Annotated in this window: 19 protein-coding genes; 15 read left to right on the top strand and 4 right to left on the bottom strand. The window is 62.5% G+C overall.

Translation table 11 applies throughout. The features are described from left to right. Window positions 1-3: 3 nt before the first annotated feature. Window positions 4-1,257 carry an MFS transporter gene (locus ACZ5IU_RS02975; RefSeq protein WP_464420363.1) on the bottom strand — a complete coding sequence of 418 codons (1,254 nt, stop codon included), beginning with the start codon at window positions 1,255-1,257 and terminating at the stop codon, window positions 4-6. Between the two features lie 107 nt (window positions 1,258-1,364). Here ACZ5IU_RS02975 and ACZ5IU_RS02970 point away from each other — a divergent pair, with 107 nt between their 5' ends. From ACZ5IU_RS02970 to ACZ5IU_RS02930, 9 genes are all read left to right on the top strand, one after another. Beyond that, window positions 1,365-1,880, top strand: coding sequence for a deoxycytidylate deaminase (locus ACZ5IU_RS02970; RefSeq protein WP_464420361.1), 516 nt, complete (start codon window positions 1,365-1,367; stop codon window positions 1,878-1,880). Window positions 1,881-1,905: 25 nt separating this feature from the next. Beyond that, window positions 1,906-2,484 carry an HDIG domain-containing metalloprotein gene (locus tag ACZ5IU_RS02965; RefSeq protein WP_464420359.1) on the top strand — a complete coding sequence of 193 codons (579 nt, stop codon included), beginning with the start codon at window positions 1,906-1,908 and terminating at the stop codon, window positions 2,482-2,484. Window positions 2,485-2,607: 123 nt separating this feature from the next. Further along, window positions 2,608-3,243 carry a response regulator transcription factor gene (locus tag ACZ5IU_RS02960; RefSeq protein ID WP_464420357.1) on the top strand — a complete coding sequence of 212 codons (636 nt, stop codon included), beginning with the start codon at window positions 2,608-2,610 and terminating at the stop codon, window positions 3,241-3,243. After that, on the top strand, window positions 3,240-4,661 hold the full coding sequence (locus tag ACZ5IU_RS02955; RefSeq protein ID WP_464420355.1) for a sensor histidine kinase: 1,422 nt from the start codon (window positions 3,240-3,242) through the stop codon (window positions 4,659-4,661). Before ACZ5IU_RS02960 ends, ACZ5IU_RS02955 begins: the two co-directional genes overlap by 4 nt. 2 nt (window positions 4,662-4,663) lie before the next feature. After that, window positions 4,664-6,295, top strand: a complete 1,632-nt coding sequence (locus ACZ5IU_RS02950) for an MBL fold metallo-hydrolase RNA specificity domain-containing protein (RefSeq protein WP_464420353.1) — start codon at window positions 4,664-4,666, stop codon at window positions 6,293-6,295. A 93-nt stretch (window positions 6,296-6,388) separates the two neighbouring features. Continuing rightward, window positions 6,389-7,861: a hypothetical protein gene (locus tag ACZ5IU_RS02945; protein ID WP_464420351.1), complete on the top strand. Its 1,473-nt coding sequence runs from the start codon at window positions 6,389-6,391 to the stop codon at window positions 7,859-7,861. A gap of 36 nt (window positions 7,862-7,897) precedes the next feature. Continuing rightward, complete coding sequence (locus ACZ5IU_RS02940; RefSeq protein WP_464420349.1) at window positions 7,898-8,803, top strand: hypothetical protein; 906 nt, start codon at window positions 7,898-7,900, stop codon at window positions 8,801-8,803. After that, window positions 8,800-9,672 carry a lysophospholipid acyltransferase family protein gene (locus ACZ5IU_RS02935; protein ID WP_464420347.1) on the top strand — a complete coding sequence of 291 codons (873 nt, stop codon included), beginning with the start codon at window positions 8,800-8,802 and terminating at the stop codon, window positions 9,670-9,672. Before ACZ5IU_RS02940 ends, ACZ5IU_RS02935 begins: the two co-directional genes overlap by 4 nt. Window positions 9,673-9,733: 61 nt before the next feature. Next, window positions 9,734-10,645 (top strand): hypothetical protein, encoded by a 912-nt coding sequence (locus ACZ5IU_RS02930; RefSeq protein ID WP_464420345.1) that lies wholly within the window; start codon window positions 9,734-9,736, stop codon window positions 10,643-10,645. 490 nt (window positions 10,646-11,135) lie between these two features. Here ACZ5IU_RS02930 and ACZ5IU_RS02925 read toward each other — a convergent pair whose 3' ends face one another. Next, window positions 11,136-11,699 carry a YqhA family protein gene (locus tag ACZ5IU_RS02925; RefSeq protein WP_464420343.1) on the bottom strand — a complete coding sequence of 188 codons (564 nt, stop codon included), beginning with the start codon at window positions 11,697-11,699 and terminating at the stop codon, window positions 11,136-11,138. A gap of 109 nt (window positions 11,700-11,808) precedes the next feature. On the opposite strand from ACZ5IU_RS02925, the gene ACZ5IU_RS02920 reads away from it, so the two are divergent. The 6 genes from ACZ5IU_RS02920 to ACZ5IU_RS02895 are packed head-to-tail and all read left to right on the top strand — an operon-like array spanning window position 11,809 to window position 16,141. After that, window positions 11,809-12,552 (top strand): 2-phosphosulfolactate phosphatase, encoded by a 744-nt coding sequence (locus tag ACZ5IU_RS02920; protein ID WP_464420341.1) that lies wholly within the window; start codon window positions 11,809-11,811, stop codon window positions 12,550-12,552. Between the two features lie 16 nt (window positions 12,553-12,568). Beyond that, the gene (locus ACZ5IU_RS02915) at window positions 12,569-13,435 is read left to right on the top strand and encodes an AraC family transcriptional regulator (RefSeq protein ID WP_464421803.1); all 867 of its coding nucleotides are present in this window, start codon (window positions 12,569-12,571) and stop codon (window positions 13,433-13,435) included. 43 nt (window positions 13,436-13,478) lie between these two features. Then, entirely contained in the window at window positions 13,479-14,153 is a 675-nt protein-coding gene (locus ACZ5IU_RS02910) for an AzlC family ABC transporter permease (protein WP_464420339.1), read from the top strand. After that, window positions 14,150-14,449 (top strand): AzlD family protein, encoded by a 300-nt coding sequence (locus ACZ5IU_RS02905; RefSeq protein WP_464420337.1) that lies wholly within the window; start codon window positions 14,150-14,152, stop codon window positions 14,447-14,449. Before ACZ5IU_RS02910 ends, ACZ5IU_RS02905 begins: the two co-directional genes overlap by 4 nt. Window positions 14,450-14,475: 26 nt before the next feature. Further along, a complete protein-coding gene (locus ACZ5IU_RS02900) occupies window positions 14,476-15,585 on the top strand; it encodes an alanine racemase (protein ID WP_464421800.1) in 1,110 nt (369 codons plus the stop codon). 10 nt (window positions 15,586-15,595) lie between these two features. After that, window positions 15,596-16,141, top strand: a complete 546-nt coding sequence (locus ACZ5IU_RS02895) for a SixA phosphatase family protein (protein ID WP_464420335.1) — start codon at window positions 15,596-15,598, stop codon at window positions 16,139-16,141. Here the strand turns inward: ACZ5IU_RS02895 and ACZ5IU_RS02890 are convergent. Together ACZ5IU_RS02890 and ACZ5IU_RS02885 are read right to left on the bottom strand one after the other, a co-directional pair. Continuing rightward, on the bottom strand, window positions 16,077-16,973 hold the full coding sequence (locus ACZ5IU_RS02890; RefSeq protein WP_464420333.1) for an alpha/beta fold hydrolase: 897 nt from the start codon (window positions 16,971-16,973) through the stop codon (window positions 16,077-16,079). The genes ACZ5IU_RS02895 and ACZ5IU_RS02890 overlap by 65 nt on opposite strands. A 133-nt stretch (window positions 16,974-17,106) precedes the next feature. After that, entirely contained in the window at window positions 17,107-17,430 is a 324-nt protein-coding gene (locus ACZ5IU_RS02885; RefSeq protein ID WP_464420331.1) for a hypothetical protein, read from the bottom strand. Window positions 17,431-17,441 lie beyond the last annotated feature (11 nt).

The following is a 17,441-nucleotide window of genomic DNA, read 5'->3' as shown; positions in this document are numbered from 1 at the left end:
GATCTATCCTTCGGCGGAGCGCCGACCGCGGACTTCATCGACACTGCGCAACAAAATCATGCCTCCCGCGAAGGTCAGCGAGACGATCGCGATACCGAGCCTCATGGATCCGGTCGCCTGCGAGACCAGTCCGAAGAGTGCAGGACCCATGACCCCCGCGAACTTTCCGGAGATGTCGTAAAAGCTGAAGAATTCGGCGCTCCGTCCCCCCGGTGTCATCGAAGCGTACAGGCTCCGGCTGATTGCCTGCGTTCCTCCCTGAACGATGCCGACGGCCGCGGCGAGCATCCAGAAATGCCACGGACGGGTGAGGAGAACTGCGCCGAGAGAGATCGCGATATAGCCGGCGAGCCCGACCGAGATCGCCCGTTTGCTGCCGATTCTGCCCGCGATCATTCCGAAAAGCACGGCGCACGGAACGCCGACGAACTGCGTCAGAAGCAGGGCGCCGATGAGATGGTCCATCGGAATGCCGAGCTGCGATCCGTAAATCGCGGCCATATGGATGATTGTCCCGATTCCGTCATTATAAAGCCAGAATGCGATCAGGAAGACGAACAGATCGCGGTGCGAGCGCACGCTCAGGAACGTGCGCCGCAGACGCCGGAATCCTTCGGCTATCGCGCTCCCCGCTCCGCTTCGCGGAGCCGGGAGCGGTTCGGGAACGTTGCGGAGGAGCGGGAGAGTGAAAAGCCCCCACCAGACGGCGACCGAGACGAAAGAGAGGCGGATGCCGAGCGTTCCGGGGAGCGCCACGATCATCGCCGCGTCGATCGCGAGGAGGATTCCGCCGCCGAGATACCCGAGCGCGTACCCGAGGGAGGAGACGGCATCTCCCATATGGCTCGGGGCGAGAGACGGCAGGAGCGCGTCATAGAAGATGCTCGCCGCGGAAAAACCGATGGATCCCGTGATGTACAGCGCAAGCGCCGCGATCCAGTCCCCCGGGCCGACGAACCAGAGACCGCCCGAAGCGAGGACTCCGAGCAATGTGAAGAGGGCAAGAAAGGACTTCTTCGCCGCGCGGATATCGGCGATCGCCCCGAGAATCGGCGCGAGAGCGGCGCCGGCGAGGAGCGCTGCGGCCGATGCGTAGCCCCACGAAACCGTGGGAAGCGTTCCGGGCAGCGACGATGCGGCCACCTCGCGGTAATACACGGGAAGGACGGCCGCCATGACGGTCGTCGCGAAGGCGGAATTACCGACGTCGTAGAGACACCACGAGAGGATATCCTTTCGTTTCAGCGCGGACAGCATGGGGGCATACGCTCCTTTCCGAAGCCGTATCACTCTAGCATAAAACGGGTGACCGGAGAGCACGATGCTATAATGCACACAAGCGGTACATGGAAGGAGTGGACACGATGCGCACCGGTCGTCCGGATTGGGACACGTACTTCATGATGATCGCGGCGGTCGCGGCGACCCGCAGTACGTGCCTGCGACGCCGGGTGGGAGCGGTCATCGCGCGCGACATGCAGATCATCAGCACCGGGTACAACGGAGCTCCGAAGGGGTTGCCGCACTGCGGCGAGGTCGGATGTCTCAGGGAACTCATGGGGATTCCGTCCGGCGAGCGGCACGAAATCTGCCGCGGGTCGCACGCGGAGATCAACGCAATCGTTCAGGCGGCCGCCGTCGGAACGCCCACGGCCGGCGCGACGATCTACTGTACGCACGAACCCTGCTCGTTCTGCACGAAGGCCGTCATCAACGCGGGAATCCGGCGTATCGTGTTCGCTCTGTCCTATCCGGACCCGCTGGCAGTCGAGTTGCGCTCGCAGGCGGCGATCGATGTCTCGCGTCTTCAGGAAGACATTCTCGACACGATGGCTCCGTGCCTCGGGAGTATGGCGGAAAACGAAAAACAAAATACGTAAAAATACACGGGGAGGGGGAAAACATATGGAACTTTCACGATCCGCAGCGATGGAGCTTCTCCGGAAACACAACAGGGACGAAGGCCATATCCGGCATGCTCTGGCAGTCGAGGCGACGATGCGCTGGTTCGCCCGGGAGGCCGGGGCAGACGAGGAACTCTGGGGAATGGCGGGACTCCTTCACGACATCGACTGGGAGAAGATGCAGGCGACACCTCATCTTCACACGAAGGAAGGGGCGGCGTGGCTTCGCGCGGAGGGGTATCCCGAGGAAATCGCGCGTGCGGTCGAGGCGCACGGATGGGGCCTCTGTTCGGACGTCGAACCGAAGAGCGATATGGAAAAGACGCTGTTCACGATCGACGAACTCACGGGGATGGTCATCACGGCGGCGCTCGTACGTCCGAGCCGATCGCTTGCGGATCTCGAAGTCAAGTCGGTGAAGAAGAAGTGGAAGGACAAGGCGTTCGCGCGGGGCGTCGACCGGGAACTGATCCTGAAGGGCGCGGGTATGATGGGTATGGAGCTCGACGACCTCATCCTGGGTGTCATCGAGGCGATGCGTCCTGTAGAGAAGGATCTCGGGCTCGGACTGCCGGGATAAGGCCGTTGCCCGAGAGCCGCGGACTCTCCCGGGCCGGACGTCGGTATGATGGCGGATGCTCCCGTGGGGTATGGTTGCTACCATTGGGGGCACGAAACGCATACATGAGCGGGAGGGGCGTCCATGACGATACGGGTACTGCTTGCGGATGATCATCCGCTGACACGGGCCGGACTGTCGGCATATCTTCGGAAGGAAAACGGAATCGAGCTGGTCGGGGAGGCTGAGGACGGTATCTCTGCATGGGAGATGGTGTCGAGGCTTGCCCCCGACGTGTTGCTCCTCGATATCCGGATGCCCGGTGCGGACGGGGTGACGGTTGCGAGACAGATCAAGGAAGCCGGTCTTCCGGTCTCCGTCATCATGCTCACGTCCTACGACGCACAGCAGTACGTCCTGGCGTCGCTCAGGGCTGGAGCTCGCGGGTTCGTCCTGAAGACGGTGACGCCGGAGAATCTGGCGCGCGCGATCCAGACGGTCGCCAGAGGGGGACTCTATCTCGATCCCGAAGTGGCGTCCGCCGTCGGTGACCGTGATTTCGCCCCGGAGCCCCTGTCGGCGCGTGAGCGGGAGGTCCTCATCCTCGCTTCGAAGGGACTGTCGAGCAAAGAGGTCGCCTCGGATCTGTTCATCAGCGAACGGACCGTCCAGACGCATCTCGCGTCGATCTACGACAAGCTCGGCGCGCGCAACAAGACGGAAGCGCTTCTGCTCGCGCTGAAATACGGCGTCGTGACCCTCGAGGAATTGCTTGAATGAGGCGACACCTCCTCGTCGTACTCACGCTGTCGATTCTTCTGCCCATGTTCGCGGTGCTTCTCGTCTCCGGTTTCGGTCTCGTGCATCACCAGTGGGCGGTCGAATTCGTCGCGCGTTCCTACGTCGAGGACCTTGCGGAAAACGTGGCGTCCCGGATCAGTCGGGACGCCGGTCCGTACTTGTTCTCGGATATGAATCGTTTCCGCATCTTCTCCTGGGGGCCGTCGCTTCCCGGGTGGGTCGCCGTCCTCGCGGCAGACGGCAAAGTCCTCATGGCGTCGCCGGGCGTCCGGAATCTCGCGGCGCTCTGGCGGCCCGAGCTTCCTTTCGGAAAGGCCGTCGAGATCCGCGACAAACAGGGGGAACGCTACACGATCGCGGTCTATCCGGTCGACGAGGGGTCCCGCTATGTCGTCGCGGCCGTCGCCTGGAACCAGCTCCTCGGTCCACTCGTCAGGATCGGGCATCTCTGGCCGATCCTCATCGTCCTCATGACGCTGGCGAGCCTTCTCGCGATCTGGGCGCTCTGGCGCTGGCTCATCGCGCCGATGCGGACCCTCGACACGGAGATTTCGTCCCTGCAGTGGGGCAGGGATCTTCCGAGAGCGGACGACCCGCAGGCGGTGCTCGAAGTCGGACGGATCAGGCGCGCGCTCTTCCGCCTCGCGAACGCCGCGATCGAGCGCAACGATCTCAGGAACAGGTACGTGACGGATATCGTCCGCGTCCAGGAGGACGAAAAGCGACGCATCGCCCGGGAGCTCCACGACGGCCCGCTCCAGGATATCACGGCGATGATCCAGCAGGTGCGTCTCTACAGGATGCCCGGAGTCGAGGAAGAGCGCGCCCGCCATCTGAGTCTCGTCGAAGAAACGGCGCACTCGGCGGTCCGCGAACTTCGGGCGATGTGCGACGAACTGTCGCCTCCCTGGCTCGAACTCGGAGTCGCGGCGGCGATGACGGGGCTTGCCGACCGGCTTTCCCGGACGTTTGGGGTCCAGGTCGTCGTCGAAGCGGATGAAACCGTGGAGACGACGTCCGAGCGGGTGCTCGCGATTTTCAGGATCCTTCAGGAAGCAGTTTCGAACGCCGTCCGTCACGGAAACGCGACCGAGATCACGGCCGAGATCGGGCGCGAAAACGGGGGGATCCGGTACACGATCCGCGACAACGGAACCGGGTTCACGCCGGACCTCGACTTCGAACACCTGCGGGTCCAGGGACACCGGGGGCTCGCGAATATGATGGAGCGCATGACGCTGCTCGATGGAACCATGGCGATCGAATCGGAGGCCGGATCCGGGACGCTTCTCGTCTTCCGCTTTCCGGACCGGCCGCCCGGAAGATCGACGGACGATCCCGCGGAAGGGATCCGAAGGGAGGAGAGCCCGAGAGCCGGGAATGGCTCCGGGGAATGACGATGAGACTGACCGTTTTGGGTGCCGCCGGAGAGGTGACCGGATCGAATTACCTCATTGAATGCGCGGGAAGCAGAATTCTCGTGGATTGCGGCATTTTCCAGGGCCGCGACGACGAAAAACGGAACGAGGCCCCGTTCACGTTCGTCCCGTCCACATTGAACGCGGTTCTTCTTACCCATGCTCATCTCGACCATTCGGGAAGGATTCCCCTGCTCGTGAAGCAGGGGTTCTCCGGAACGATCCACGCGACGCTTCCGACGCTCGAACTCCTCGGTGTCCTCTGGCGCGATTCGGCGAATCTCATGAAGGAGGAGGCCGACTGGAGGAGCCGGAAGAACGAGCGGAAGGGATTGCCGCCCGTAGGACCGCTTTATTCCTTCGAGGACGCCGAGAACGCGCTCTCGCACCTCCGACCTGCGAGCTACGACGACCGGATCGACGTCGCGCCCGGGATCGCGGTGCGCTTCCGCGACGCCGGACATATCCTCGGCAGCGCGATTCTCGAAATCTGGCTCACGGAGGGAGACGATCGCGTCACGATCGTCTTCAGCGGAGATCTCGGACCGCAGTCGACCGTCATGGAGCGGAATCCGGCGATCATTACCGAAGCGGATTACGTCGTCCTCGAATCGACCTACGGCAATCGCCTCCACAAGTCCAACCTCGAAAGCCGCGACGAATTTCGTTCCGTCATGAAGGATGCGCTTGCCGCGAACGCGAAGGTCATCATTCCGACGTTCGTCGTCGACAGGGCTCAGCGGATCCTTTACGAAATCATGCTGATGCAGCGCGAGGGAATCGTTCGCGACGTTCCGGTTTTCTTCGACTCTCCCATGGGGGTGGCGGCGACTGGGATCTACAGGAAGCATACGAACGTCATGTCGGCGGAAATCCTTTCCTGGACGGCGAAGGGGATCGATCCGTTCATGCCGGACAACCTGAAGTACGTCTCGGATGTCAGGGAGTCGCAGGCCATCAACGATGTCAAAAACGCGGTGGTTCTCGCCGGGAGCGGCATGTGTACCGGAGGGCGTGTCGTCCATCATCTCAAGCACGGCGCGTGGGATCCGAACAATCACGTCGTCTTTGTGGGATATCAGGCGAAGGGGACGCTCGGACGTCGCCTCGTCGACGGGGAAAAGGAACTCCGGATCGCCGGCGAGGACGTGACCGTGAAGGCGAAACTCCATACGATCAACGGTTTTTCGGCTCATGGCGACCGGAACGATCTCATGGTCTGGGCCACGAATTTTGTCCCGTCTCCCGGAGAGGGAGCCGAGGGACCGGTATTCATCGTCACCCATGGGGAACCCGAGGCATCGGAATCGCTCGCGCAGGGCATTCGCGAGATCGGAAGACCGGCCATCGTCCCGGCCCCGGGACAGGAGATTCTTCTCTCCTCCCGCAGGGATGAGGCCGAACGCGAGATTCTTCGCGCGATGCCCGCCGTGTGTGAGCGGGAGTCGGTCGAATGCCTGCTCGCCGAAATTTCGGCGCTTGCATCGGGGATGAGGAGCCGTGTAGCGTACGACCGACGCTACGAGGACGTCCTGCCGCTCCTGCAGTCGACCCGGACGCTGCTCGAGACCGCCGAAGGACACATGGCGGGCGGAGAGACCCCGGGGACATAGGTTCGGAGAACTCGTTTCGACCCCGAGGACATCCGACACATAGACGGACGGGGATTCCCGCGGACATCCGGAAACTCCCGAAGGAGTGGTCTCATGAGGCGGAACGGGGTGATCCGCTTTGCCGCCCTGATCGTCGGAGCAGTCATCGCGGCGGCAGCGTTCCATTTCGTCAGAGAACCGGACAGGCACCTTCTCGCTGCCGCCATTCCGGTGCCTGCCGGGGGAATGCCGTATCTGTTCGCACTTGGGCGCGGACGAGCGTTCGAGACGATACGGGCCGTGACCGACTCCGGAAACGGCGGAACGCTTTTTTCCACAATGCTGCGTCTCCTGTCCGGCGCGGAGCTCGCGGCCTTTCTTTCGGAATTGGGTGCGGGGAGCGTCTCATTCTGCGCTGCGGCGTTCTTTCCGGGAACGATATCGGACCGGGTTTCCGCCGGAGTGACGCCGGAATCATGGAAAGCGGCTGGTTTCAGTGTCAGCGCCGATGCGCCTGGATTGCGTCTCCGCCGGGGACCGGAGGAGAGCGTTCTCATCTCCTTCAACCGGACGATGATGCTTCTGGCGTCCGACGAAAAGTCCATGGAACGGATGCTCGCGGCACTTGCGGGGACGAAACCGCCGGCCGATGTCGTCTTCGATCTGGAGCCGTCATGGCCGAACCATGTGAGGATCCATGACGCCGGGCTCGTTGCGCATTGGGCGGCGCTTTCGCGGGTCGCGCTCAGGTCGGGAGACCTCGTGGTCGATATCGCGTGGAAAGAGAGCGGCCCGTTCGGTCGGCTCCGGTGGAAAGCCGACGGATTGTCGGCGATGCTGTCCGACGAGTTTCGTGTTTTTGGAGATCCGGTCCTGTGGAGCGAATCCCTGATCATGCCGAAGCCGGTTCATTTTGCGGCCGGTCTGTCTCTCGGCTCCCTCTTTTCCGATCGCCGGGGCGGGGCCGTACCGGCGAAGCTCTGCGAGCGGCTGAAGGTGGATCCACGACAGATGGCGGGCTTCCTTCCCGGTCCGGTCGTTGCGTGCATCGGGGGAAATTCCCGTTTTCTCGTATTTTCGCTTCCGGGCGTACTCCTCCAGTTTCCGGGCAGGGGCGACGCCGGGCGAAGGATGGCCGAGGCGTTCTGGAAACAGGACTGGAGCGTTCTCGTCCCATCCGTCGAGCGGATTGAGGGATACGATTCGGGGGGGACTGCTTCAGTGCCCTTTTCACTCGTCGCTCTCTCGAACGGGGACAACGCGATATACGGCCTTCTGGACCGCGAATATCTCGCCGAAGGAAAATGGTCTCCGCTCCGATCCGGTATTCCGGTCCTCAGGGAATATCCGAAATCCGTCGCGTGGGCCCATCTCGAGACCAGTCGTCTCGACGAGACGAGAGAGGCGCTCTCCCTGGCGAGGCAGGCGGCGGAACGCTTCGGCCTCTCCGGGGATGTCGTTTCGCGGCTCGACGGCACGTTGGCGTCGATGCGCGGGATCGGGACTCTTTCGATCGTTCTTCCCTCGATCGACGAAGGGTATGCGGAATGGATCCTGCCGCCGCGAGGAAGGTCGGAAGTCCGGTGAGGCAGAAACGACGCGATGCGCGAAGGAGTCGGTTACATGGAGAGACATGAATGCTACTGGTTCGTTGAGGACACACCGTTCCCGTGGGAATCGGAAGTGATCGGGGCTCTTGCCGGTGCGGCACGGGAACAGGGGACCGACATCTCGATTCTCTGCGCTGGAGGGACGGAGAGCTTCGGCGTCGAGGCTACGTCCTGGGCTTCGCTCAACGCGGTGGAACGCTCGCTTCTCGCTGGAACGCGCGGAGCCCTGTGGCATCTCTGGGGACGGCCGCCGAAGTGGTGGCCCGCGGTCCGACTGCGCGCGAGGACGATTCATTCCTCCATGGACCCCGTGTCGCAGTGGCGGGGACATCCGACGTCGCTTTTCCGTTGCAGGGCCGAACGGGGAGAATATTACATCCCTCCCGCGTTCGACTACCGCGTTCCGATGGAGGAAGGGGATGGAGCCCCCGACGAGGTGAAGGCGCTGATCCTCGCTTGCCCGAGATCAGGAAGCCTCTATCCCGGGTTCCGGGACGTCGTCCGTCAGCTCGGGAAATCGGTCTATTCGCTCCCGTTCCCCGGCGTGGCGGTTCCCTGGAGCATCCCGCTGGCGTCCCACGGAGAGGCCGTGCGGCGTTTCGACAGAACCGGCGGCGTCCTGATGATTCCGACCGTAAACGAGTCGCTCGCGCTTCTCGCGGCCCGGGCGGCGCTTTCGGGAGTTCCGACGGTCGCGCCCGTCTCCCCGCTCCTGGCGGAGCTGCTCGGGGACGACGGATTCCTTTCGCCTGCCGACAATGCGATGTCGGGATGGAAGGACGTACTCGCGGACGCGTTCGGCGAGGCCGGGCGCGGCGTCGCCGCGAGGGCGAGACGTCGGGTTCGCGGCGAATATCAGCGCGAACGCGGCGGTGAAGCGATCAGACGATTGTACGCGTCGCTTCTCGGCGGCAGATGACGCTTCGCGCCGCGCTCGTCAGGGCGGTGTCGCGGGCGGTGTCGTCCGCCGCCGCCGCCGGAATCCTCGCGCGATGTCTCGAGTGGGGATTGCGTCGCGTTGGACCCAGAAGGGCCGTGGGACTTCTCAATCTCGAACGCGCGTATCCGGAAACCGACGGAAACTGGCGCCGGAACATCATTGATTGCGTCTATCGCAGCATCGCGCTGACGACGGCGGAGTATCTGTGCCTCGTGAACCATCCGGATTCGATCTCGGACTGGGTCACTGAGATCGATGGGGAAGAACACCTCCGGAATCTTCGCGACAGCGGCCTGGGGGGAGTGATCCTGTCCGGGCACTACGGGAATTGGGAACTTCTCGGAGCGTGGCTCTCGATCAAAGGGTACATGTCCGGCGTCGTCGTCAGAAATCCCGATGCGGAAGATCTCGCGGACCTGATAGAGTCGTTCCGGACCTCGGTCGGAGTGCGGACGTTCGAGAAGACGGTGAGCCTCAAGACGCTTCTCGGTATCGTGAAACACGGGGGGCGCGTCGGAATCATGCCCGACCAGGCATGGTCCTCCGTTCACGGAGTGTCGTCGGAGTTCTACGGACGCCCGTGCTTTACGGCGCCGGGAGCGGCGGCGATCGCGGTCCTCGCGGGAGTTCCGGTCGTTCCGGTCGTTGCGGTCCGGACGGCGCCGTTCCGTCACAGGATCGTCGCGTCGCCTCCGTTCACCGCGGAGCCGGGAAGCGACAGGGACGAACGGATCCGGCGAACGGTCCTCAGAATTGACCGGACGCTCGAGGAAATCGTTCGACACCGGCCGGATCAATGGCTCTGGCTCCACAGACGGTGGCCGCGTGCGACCGGAGACATCGCTTGAAAGAATGATTCGAAAGTGTTAGTCTTAATAATCCAAAGACCGATGGAAAGGGGAGAAGGCCATGATCTTTGAACTCATGTCGAAAGGGACGGTCGTGCGATTGCCCGATGATCGTGCAGGTTTGCCGGAGCGCGAAGACGCGCATGTTCTGCTCCTGCTCCCCTACAACCGGTTTCTTCTCGGCACGCCTGGAATCCGCAGAACGGACGAATGGGTGCTCGGGAAACTGGGGAGCGGCGAGACGACGGAAGTCTTCCTCTACGACAGTCGTCCCGTCGTGCTTTCCCTCGGAGACAATGGAACAGTGACGCTGTCGAACGATGTCGTCGCGAATCTCCGCAGCCGGCTTTTCGAGCAGATGCTGCCTCCGGGCGAGCATCTGCCCGCGGCGCTGATCGTTCGGAGCCTGATCCAGAACGGCTCCTCGGTCGACGACGAAGTCGTCAAGAGCGAACAGACGTTTTTTGACGCACTCGAAAAGGACGAGATGGCCCGGATGGCATACTGGGGGATCCGTTTCGCCCTCGTACGAGGAGACTACGGGGCCGTGACGCGCATCAAGACGTGGCTCAAGAACGCGGCAGGCGTCTTCGAGGAAGGGGTTCCCCCGAGGGTGTGGTTTTCGCTGACTGATCTTCCGGGACGGAAGGACATCGGCGAGATGGAGACCTATTCCTTTACGCTGGACGATCTCCAGAGGATGCACTCCCAGAGTTCCCGGCCGGTCGTGCTCTACAGCAAGACCGGATACCTGATCCTCGCGGAGCAGGCCGTGGACAACACCGAGACGTCGTTCCGGATATGGATGTATCTCCCTGTGCCGATATGGAACGAGCTTCGGGAAAAACGCAAGCTCTCCATCAGGGAGATCGTATCCGCCACATGGGGGTATATCGACGCTCTCGACGCAATTGCCGAACGAGGGCGCTACGGTGTGCAGCACCTTTCCTCCGTGAACGGAGCGACGAAATAGCTTCCCGAAAACGAAAACAGTAATAAAAAGACAGGCGGCACGGGACTCCGATGTCATCCCGTACCGCCTGCGTCTTTTCGTCGGTGTCGCCCCGTCCTCAGCGGGCGAGGAACATATACAGCCCTCCCGCAACGACGATTCCGATGAGAATCCACTGGACGAGCCCCATTTTCTTTCCCTGCGTTTCAGCCATACTGCCCCTCCTCGCTCTCTCCGCGTCCGTAAAGGTCTGAACGACGCGACTTCCGGCGAATTGTACTCCGTCCGGGGCGAAGAGCAAGCGACGCGCGATCCGGAAAATTTCAATGTGCTTGAAAAGGACGAAAAAGTCGGCCGATTTCTCAATGGTTCTCATGGAGATTCTTCCGTTCTCATCGGTTCGCTCCTTTTGCGCCCCACGCATCGTCGCCTAACGGCATCGTCCGCATCCGTGACATCCCTTCGGACACCGCCATTTCAGCCTCGCCGACGGGATACGGCGTCATGGCCGTCAGTGGATCGGGCGGTTCAGGAAGTAGACGCCGAGGCAGATGAGGAGGATGGACGCGGCGAGCAGCGTCATATCGACCGGCGACGACAGGGGCATCGAGAGGGCGCGCTGGAAGAAGCTCACGATCAGGACCATGATGATGACCTTCGTGATCCGTCCCTTGAGTTCGTCGAGAGACTGGATGTCGAGTATTGACGACGAGTTTCCGGCACGCGCGACGTCGATCTTCGAGATGAAGAGTTCGTACAGGCCGAAGCTGACGAGGAGCAGGATGACGCCGATGAGGTACAGGTCGATGCCGCCGATGATCCGGACGACAAGCGTCTCATGGGCTGCGCCTGACGCAGTCCGGATCGCCCCCAGCAGTGCGTGGCCGATCTCGAAACTTCCTCTTACGAAGAGAGCGAACGAACTCAGCAGACTGAAGACGACCGCGAGAAGGACAAGGAAACGGGAATTCCAGAGGAACAGCTCGAAGAGCCTCTCGATCCTGTTCTGTCGCGCGAACTGCCTCCTGTATCGGAACGACTGGGACGATTCGTCCGGTGCGTTCTGGTCGGACACTCAGTGCACCTCCTCGGCCTGATGCGTATCGGAGGGATTATAACAGGTTTCGTCTTTTCTCCGGTCTTTGTGGAGGATACAATACACGGGCAGGAAGGAGTGTTTCCGGATGAAACGACTCTTCGCGACGCTGAGTCCAGCGGAGCCCGTCCAGCGGGCCGATGTCTGGATCGTCGTCGATGTCCTCAGGGCTACGACGACGATGGTTTCGTTCTTCGATGCGGGAGGAACGGAGCTTTTTCCAGTGGAGGAAGTCGCCGAAGCGTTCGCCCTTCGCGACACGATGCAGGGGCACTGCATGCTTTTCGGAGAACGGGAGTGTGTCCGAATTCCCGGATTCGACGCCGGGAATTCTCCGTTCGAGATGACGGTCGACATGGTCGCCCGTTATCCCGTCGCCGTCATGACGACGACGAACGGAACGAGGGCGGTCCGGCGCGTCGCCTCTTCCGGGGCGCTCGTGCTGGCCGGATGCTGCCGGAACGCGAAGACGCTCGCAGGGCGCGTGGGCGCCGCGGAGACGGTCGGGATTCTTTCGGCTGGGCGTCTCGGCCGCTTCGCGTTCGACGACACGCTCTGCGTCGGTCTGATCGCCGATCGGATTCTCGCGGAAAACGCGCCGGAATCGACGGATGACGGCATCCTGGCGGCACTGGACCTCTACCGTCTCCATGCGAGAGCTCCGGAAGCCGGGCTGCGCCGCGCGGAACACGCCCGGATTCTCGACCACCTCGGTTTCTCCCGCGATATCGCGTTCGCGGCGGAAGCGGACTCGTCGGAAATCGTTCCCGAACTCGAACGGAGAGACGGGAATCTTTGTTTCGTTCCGGGGATGAAAAGCGGTTCGCTCTGAGGGGGAGGGATGCGTCATTCGGCGGCCTCCGGACGGACGAAAGAACGAAACGCGCTACTGGCGCGTCGCCAGCGCGCCGGATCTCCTGCTGTTCCGCGCCCGTTTCACGGACTACTCCTTCCGCCGTCACGCGCACGAAGGGTATGCGATCGGCGTGATCGAGGAAGGCGTGGAACGCTTCCACCACCGCGGGAGCGACCATGCCGTCGTCCCCGGACAGGTGGTCACGATCAATCCCGGAGAGGTCCACGACGGGGAACCCGGAACGCGGGAGGGGTTCCGCTACCGGATGATGTACCCGTCCGAAGGGCTGGTCGCGGATATTCTCTCAAGCGACGGATTCGCCCGCCCGAACGTTCATTTCGTGTCGGCGACCGCCGACGATCCGGATCTCGCGCGGGCTTTCGTCGACTGTCACAGACTTCTCGAACGCTCCGACTCCCGCGACGATCTCTGGGAGCAGCAACGACTCTCCACAGTCTTGAAAACGCTCTTTGAGCGGTGGGGACAGAGGGACCGACTCGACGGATCCCGCACGGAAAATGAGCGCGCGATACGTGCCGCGGCGGACTATATCAGAGCCAACGCCGCCCGGGGCATATTGCTTCGCGACGTGGCGACCATCGCGGGGTTCTCGAAGTATCACTTTCTCAGGAGCTTTTCGAAAGTCCTCGGAATTTCTCCTCATGCGTACCGGATGTTGTGTTGCGTCGAGCGCGCAAAGGCTTTCATCCTCGGCGGAGGAACGATCGCGGCGGCGGCCGCGGAAGCCGGATTCGCGGACCAGAGCCACTGCACGCGATGGTTCAGGGCCGTATACGGTGTCGCGCCGGGGGAATTCCGGCGCTCCTGCCTTTCAGGAAAGCAATTCCGTTCAAGATGAATCCTTTCGCCTCGCGTATCATTGTCGCGAAGGGGGCGGTACGATGAGAGAGGGATTCCGGAGAGGAATCGTCCTGTGTCTTCCAATCTGCGTCGGAGTCGCGGCATACGGCGGGGTCTTCGGCGTCCTCGCGGCGGCGAAGGGGATTCCGGTCTCGTTCGTCGCCCTGATGAGTGCGTTCGTATTCTCCAGTTCGGCTCAATTCGTGATCGTGGATATGTGGGGCGAAGCCGGGTTCTGGGCCATTCTCGGCTCGGTCGCGTCGATCAACATGCGCTACCTCCTGATATGCGCGTCCGTTGACCGGCTGCTCTCGGGAATGTCGCTGCCGCAGCGGATGCTTCGCGTCCATCTCATCGGGGACGAAAACTGGGCGGTCGCGATGGCGGCGCGAACGGACGACGCCGGGAAAGCCGACATCCTCTTCGCCGGAGGGTTGTGTTTCCTCCCCGTGTGGCTTGCGGCGTCTCTTGCGGGACGGCTCGCGGGAGGCTGGATCCCCTCTCCGGAGCGCTTCGGTCTCGATTTCGCGTTTCCGGCGCTCTTTGCGGCACTCGTCGTATCTTTGTGGAGGGGGAGAGAGGATATCGCTCCCTGGATCGTAACGGCGTGCGTGACGGTTGCGGTCGATTCGTTTTCCGGCGGCGGATGGGGCGTTCTCGCGGGAGGGCTCGCCGGAGCCGGATTCAGGGGGCTCTCCGAAGGAGTGCGGACATGACGACCGGCGAGGGGATCCGAGTCATTCTGAGTTGCGCCGCCGTCACGTTCCTGCTGCGTTTCGGAGGTCTCTGCCTCGCCCGAAGCCTCGGGGAAAGTTCGCGCTTCCGCAGGGTTCTCGACGCTGTCCCCGCATCGATGATGCTCGCGTTTACGGTCCACTCCCTGAGGGATTTCGGAGCGTCCGGAATATGTGGTATCGTCGTTGCGGTTTTCTTCATGAAGAAGAGCGGCAGTCCCATGGCGGCGATGGTGTCCGGCGTTGCGGTCGTGGCGCTCTTGCGCTCATTCATGTGACGAAGGAGGGAAAGACGGTGCCAGATATGACCATTGACATGCTGGATACTCCGGCATTGCTCGTCGGCAGGAAGAGGCTCGATGACAACCTCCGGTGGATGCAGGAGAAGGCGGCCCTTGCCGGAGTGCGCCTGCGTCCGCATACGAAAACGCACCGGTGTCCCGCAATCGCGCGCATTCAGGAGGGCCGCGGCGCGAAAGGCGTCACGGTCGCAAAACTTGGCGAGGCGGAGGTCATGGCGCGCGAAGGATTGCGCGATATCTTCATCGCGAACGAGATCGTCGGTCCGATCAAGCTGCGGCGCCTCCGGGTCCTCGCGGAAACGGGAGTACGCCTCGCGGTCGGTGCGGATCACCCCGACCACGTCCGGATGCTCTCAGACGCGTTTCGCGACGCTCGGAACCCGATCGATGTCCTCGTCGACGTCGACACCGGCGACCCGAGGACCGGAATCGTTCCCGGCGACGCGGCGGTCGGACTCGCGCGGAGCATCGTCCGCGCCCCCGGTCTCAGATTCAGGGGAATCTACACGCACGACGGCCAGAGTTACGACGCCGCCGACATGAAGTCCGTCATCGCGATCTTCCGCGAGAGCCAGGAACGGATGGTCGCGCTCGCTGAGCGGATGCGATCGGAAGGACTCGAGGTCACTGACGTCTCCGTGGGGTCCACCCCCTCGCTGATGGTCGCCGACATCATTCCGGGAGTCACGGAGATCCGTCCCGGAACGTATGTTTTCATGGACGCGGATCAGGCGCAGCTCCTCGGAACATACGACCGGTGCGCCCTGACGGTTCTGGCGACCGTCATCAGCCGTCCGACGCCGGAACGCGTCGTCCTCGACGCGGGAACCAAGGCGCTGACGTACTATGTCCAGACGGACGGAATCACGCGCGCGACCGGACACGGAAGGCTGAAAAGCCATCCGGAGATCTTTCTCGACAAGCTGTCGGACGAGCACGGATCGTTCGATATCCCGACAGGGGCGGGGCTCGAGTTCCGCATCGGCGATCGTCTCGAGATCATCCCGAACCACGCGTGCCCCGCGACGAACCTCTACGAGACAATCAACGTCGTCGAAGGGGGACGCGTCGTCGACGCGTGGCCTGTGCTCTGCCGCGGGAAATCGCAGTGAGGTCGGTCGAATGAAGCTCTACCTTGTCAGGCACGGAGAGGCGCTCCCGAAGACGTCCGACACGACGCAGCCGCTCTCGCCGGAAGGCGTCAGACATGCCGGCCTTGCGGCGGACGCCCTGTTCAGGGCGTCCGCCGCTCCCGTCGCGATCCTTCACAGCGAAAAGACGCGAGCCGTGCAGACAGCCACGGCGATCTCGGCCGCCCTGCCGGGACACCCTCCGCTGCAACTCCGGAAGGGACTTTCGCCGGAAGCCTCCGCCGAAGACTGGGTGACGGAAGTGACGTTGTCGCGGACGGATATGGTAATCGTCGGACACCTGCCGTTCCTGTCGCGTCTGGCATCGCTCCTGACCACGCGCGATCAGGAGCGGGCCCAGTTCGCGTTCGAAGCGGGAGGAGTGCTGTGCCTCGAGCGTATCGAACGCGGATCGTGGGTTGTCCGGTTCCTTCTCGGTCCGTCGTGTGCGTTGCCTGCGGGGGATGCCCCTTTCACCGGATGGTGTCGAGAAACACGAGAAGGCGCTGGTTCAGGCGTTCCGCATCCTCCTGCATGAGGAAATGACCGACCGAGGGCCACTCCTCGTACTCGAGGTTCGGACAGAGCCTTCTCAGGTACTCCTCATGCCCGGGCAGTTCCCGGCGCGCGGTGAACTTCGCGTAGATCGCGAGCGTCGGAGTCGTGACGGGGCGCGCATCGGTCCATCGTTCGACGCGGAGGAAATCGAGGATCGAGCTTCGCGACACGTATTGCGGCGTCGCCGATACGCGCCCGAGGATCCACTCCCTGAGCGCCTGCGGCGTTTCGGGAGCGAAGCACGAGGCGATAAACCCGCGCCGGAGACTTTCGAAGGCTTCGCGGTCCCGTGTTTCGAACGGCTTTCCGAACTGCGCGAAGAGCTTCGAAAGGTTTGCCTGGTCCTCCGGGGTCTCCGGGACGCGAAAAAACGCCCCGTCGACGTTGACTAGCGCAGCTACCCGCTCGGGATGTCTCAGAGCGAATGTACGGATTGCGTTCCACCCCATGCTGTGTCCGACGAGCACGGCCCGCCGGATTCGGAGATGGTCGAGAACGCGCCCGACCGAATCGGCGAAGAGTTCCTGCGTATAGGCGATATCGGGGGCGTCGTTCCCGCCGTGACCCGGAAGATCCATCGCGATCACGCGACGGCTTCGTGAAAGCCCCTCGATCTGTCGTGACCAGAACGTTCTGTCGCAGCTCCAGCCATGGACGAAAAGCACCGGAATTCCTCCGGACCCCTTGTCGGAACAAGAGATCCGGAGCCTTCCTCCGGCCGGTACGCATCTGTCCGACGCGAGGGATGCGGATGCCGAAGACATCAGAAGAAGCAAAGCGAAGAGCCACAAACCTGCGAAATTCCGTCTCATTCGATAATCACTCCCTGCACGTTGTATCGATTTGAACAGGACTCTCCGCGACGCAAAAAAACGGCGCGGGACTCCCGATTCTTTCGAAGCGGCAGACGCGCCGGATACGTTGCGCCGGAAAAGGGGACGAAAATTACATTTGTTTTGGAGAGGAAAAGAGGTACAGATCCGAGGGTTCAAGTTCACCTTCTTCGATCCTGCACGCAGGAAGCACAGCGACCTCCGGATCCCGGACGGCCTCTGGCGGCTCCTTCCATTTCCCCGTTTCGAGACGCTTCAGGAGGGGTTCCATCTGCGACGGTGTCCCATGGAAGAGCTTGAAATCGCCATGATCCTCGCACCATCGTTCCGCATCGGTCAATTCGTCGGTCGAAATGCGCACCTTTCTGTTGATCGCGATGATCGTATCTCCGAGAAAGGTGATCGAGCTGTAGTCGCCGAAATACAGAAAACGCACGAAAGGTTTCG

The sequence above is a fragment of the Lactivibrio alcoholicus genome, from assembly GCF_055390895.1.
Note: the sequence above shows the minus strand (reverse complement) of the source record. Positions and strands in the feature narration are given on the sequence as shown.

What these genes read in the sequence shown, in the direction of transcription:
- ACZ5IU_RS02960 (WP_464420357.1), top strand. Translation starts at nt 2,608, where the DNA reads ATGACGATACGGGTACTGCTTGCGGATGATCATCCGCTGACACGGGCC.
- ACZ5IU_RS02955 (WP_464420355.1), top strand. Translation starts at nt 3,240, where the DNA reads ATGAGGCGACACCTCCTCGTCGTACTCACGCTGTCGATTCTTCTGCCC.
- ACZ5IU_RS02930 (WP_464420345.1), top strand. Translation starts at nt 9,734, where the DNA reads ATGATCTTTGAACTCATGTCGAAAGGGACGGTCGTGCGATTGCCCGAT.
- ACZ5IU_RS02910 (WP_464420339.1), top strand. Translation starts at nt 13,479, where the DNA reads ATGAGAGAGGGATTCCGGAGAGGAATCGTCCTGTGTCTTCCAATCTGC.
- ACZ5IU_RS02905 (WP_464420337.1), top strand. Translation starts at nt 14,150, where the DNA reads ATGACGACCGGCGAGGGGATCCGAGTCATTCTGAGTTGCGCCGCCGTC.
- ACZ5IU_RS02890 (WP_464420333.1), bottom strand. Translation starts at nt 16,973, where the DNA reads ATGAGACGGAATTTCGCAGGTTTGTGGCTCTTCGCTTTGCTTCTTCTG.
- ACZ5IU_RS02970 (WP_464420361.1), top strand. Translation starts at nt 1,365, where the DNA reads ATGCGCACCGGTCGTCCGGATTGGGACACGTACTTCATGATGATCGCG.
- ACZ5IU_RS02965 (WP_464420359.1), top strand. Translation starts at nt 1,906, where the DNA reads ATGGAACTTTCACGATCCGCAGCGATGGAGCTTCTCCGGAAACACAAC.
- ACZ5IU_RS02900 (WP_464421800.1), top strand. Translation starts at nt 14,476, where the DNA reads ATGACCATTGACATGCTGGATACTCCGGCATTGCTCGTCGGCAGGAAG.
- ACZ5IU_RS02935 (WP_464420347.1), top strand. Translation starts at nt 8,800, where the DNA reads ATGACGCTTCGCGCCGCGCTCGTCAGGGCGGTGTCGCGGGCGGTGTCG.
- ACZ5IU_RS02950 (WP_464420353.1), top strand. Translation starts at nt 4,664, where the DNA reads ATGAGACTGACCGTTTTGGGTGCCGCCGGAGAGGTGACCGGATCGAAT.
- ACZ5IU_RS02895 (WP_464420335.1), top strand. Translation starts at nt 15,596, where the DNA reads ATGAAGCTCTACCTTGTCAGGCACGGAGAGGCGCTCCCGAAGACGTCC.
- ACZ5IU_RS02920 (WP_464420341.1), top strand. Translation starts at nt 11,809, where the DNA reads ATGAAACGACTCTTCGCGACGCTGAGTCCAGCGGAGCCCGTCCAGCGG.
- ACZ5IU_RS02945 (WP_464420351.1), top strand. Translation starts at nt 6,389, where the DNA reads ATGAGGCGGAACGGGGTGATCCGCTTTGCCGCCCTGATCGTCGGAGCA.
- ACZ5IU_RS02940 (WP_464420349.1), top strand. Translation starts at nt 7,898, where the DNA reads ATGGAGAGACATGAATGCTACTGGTTCGTTGAGGACACACCGTTCCCG.
- ACZ5IU_RS02975 (WP_464420363.1), bottom strand. Translation starts at nt 1,257, where the DNA reads ATGCTGTCCGCGCTGAAACGAAAGGATATCCTCTCGTGGTGTCTCTAC.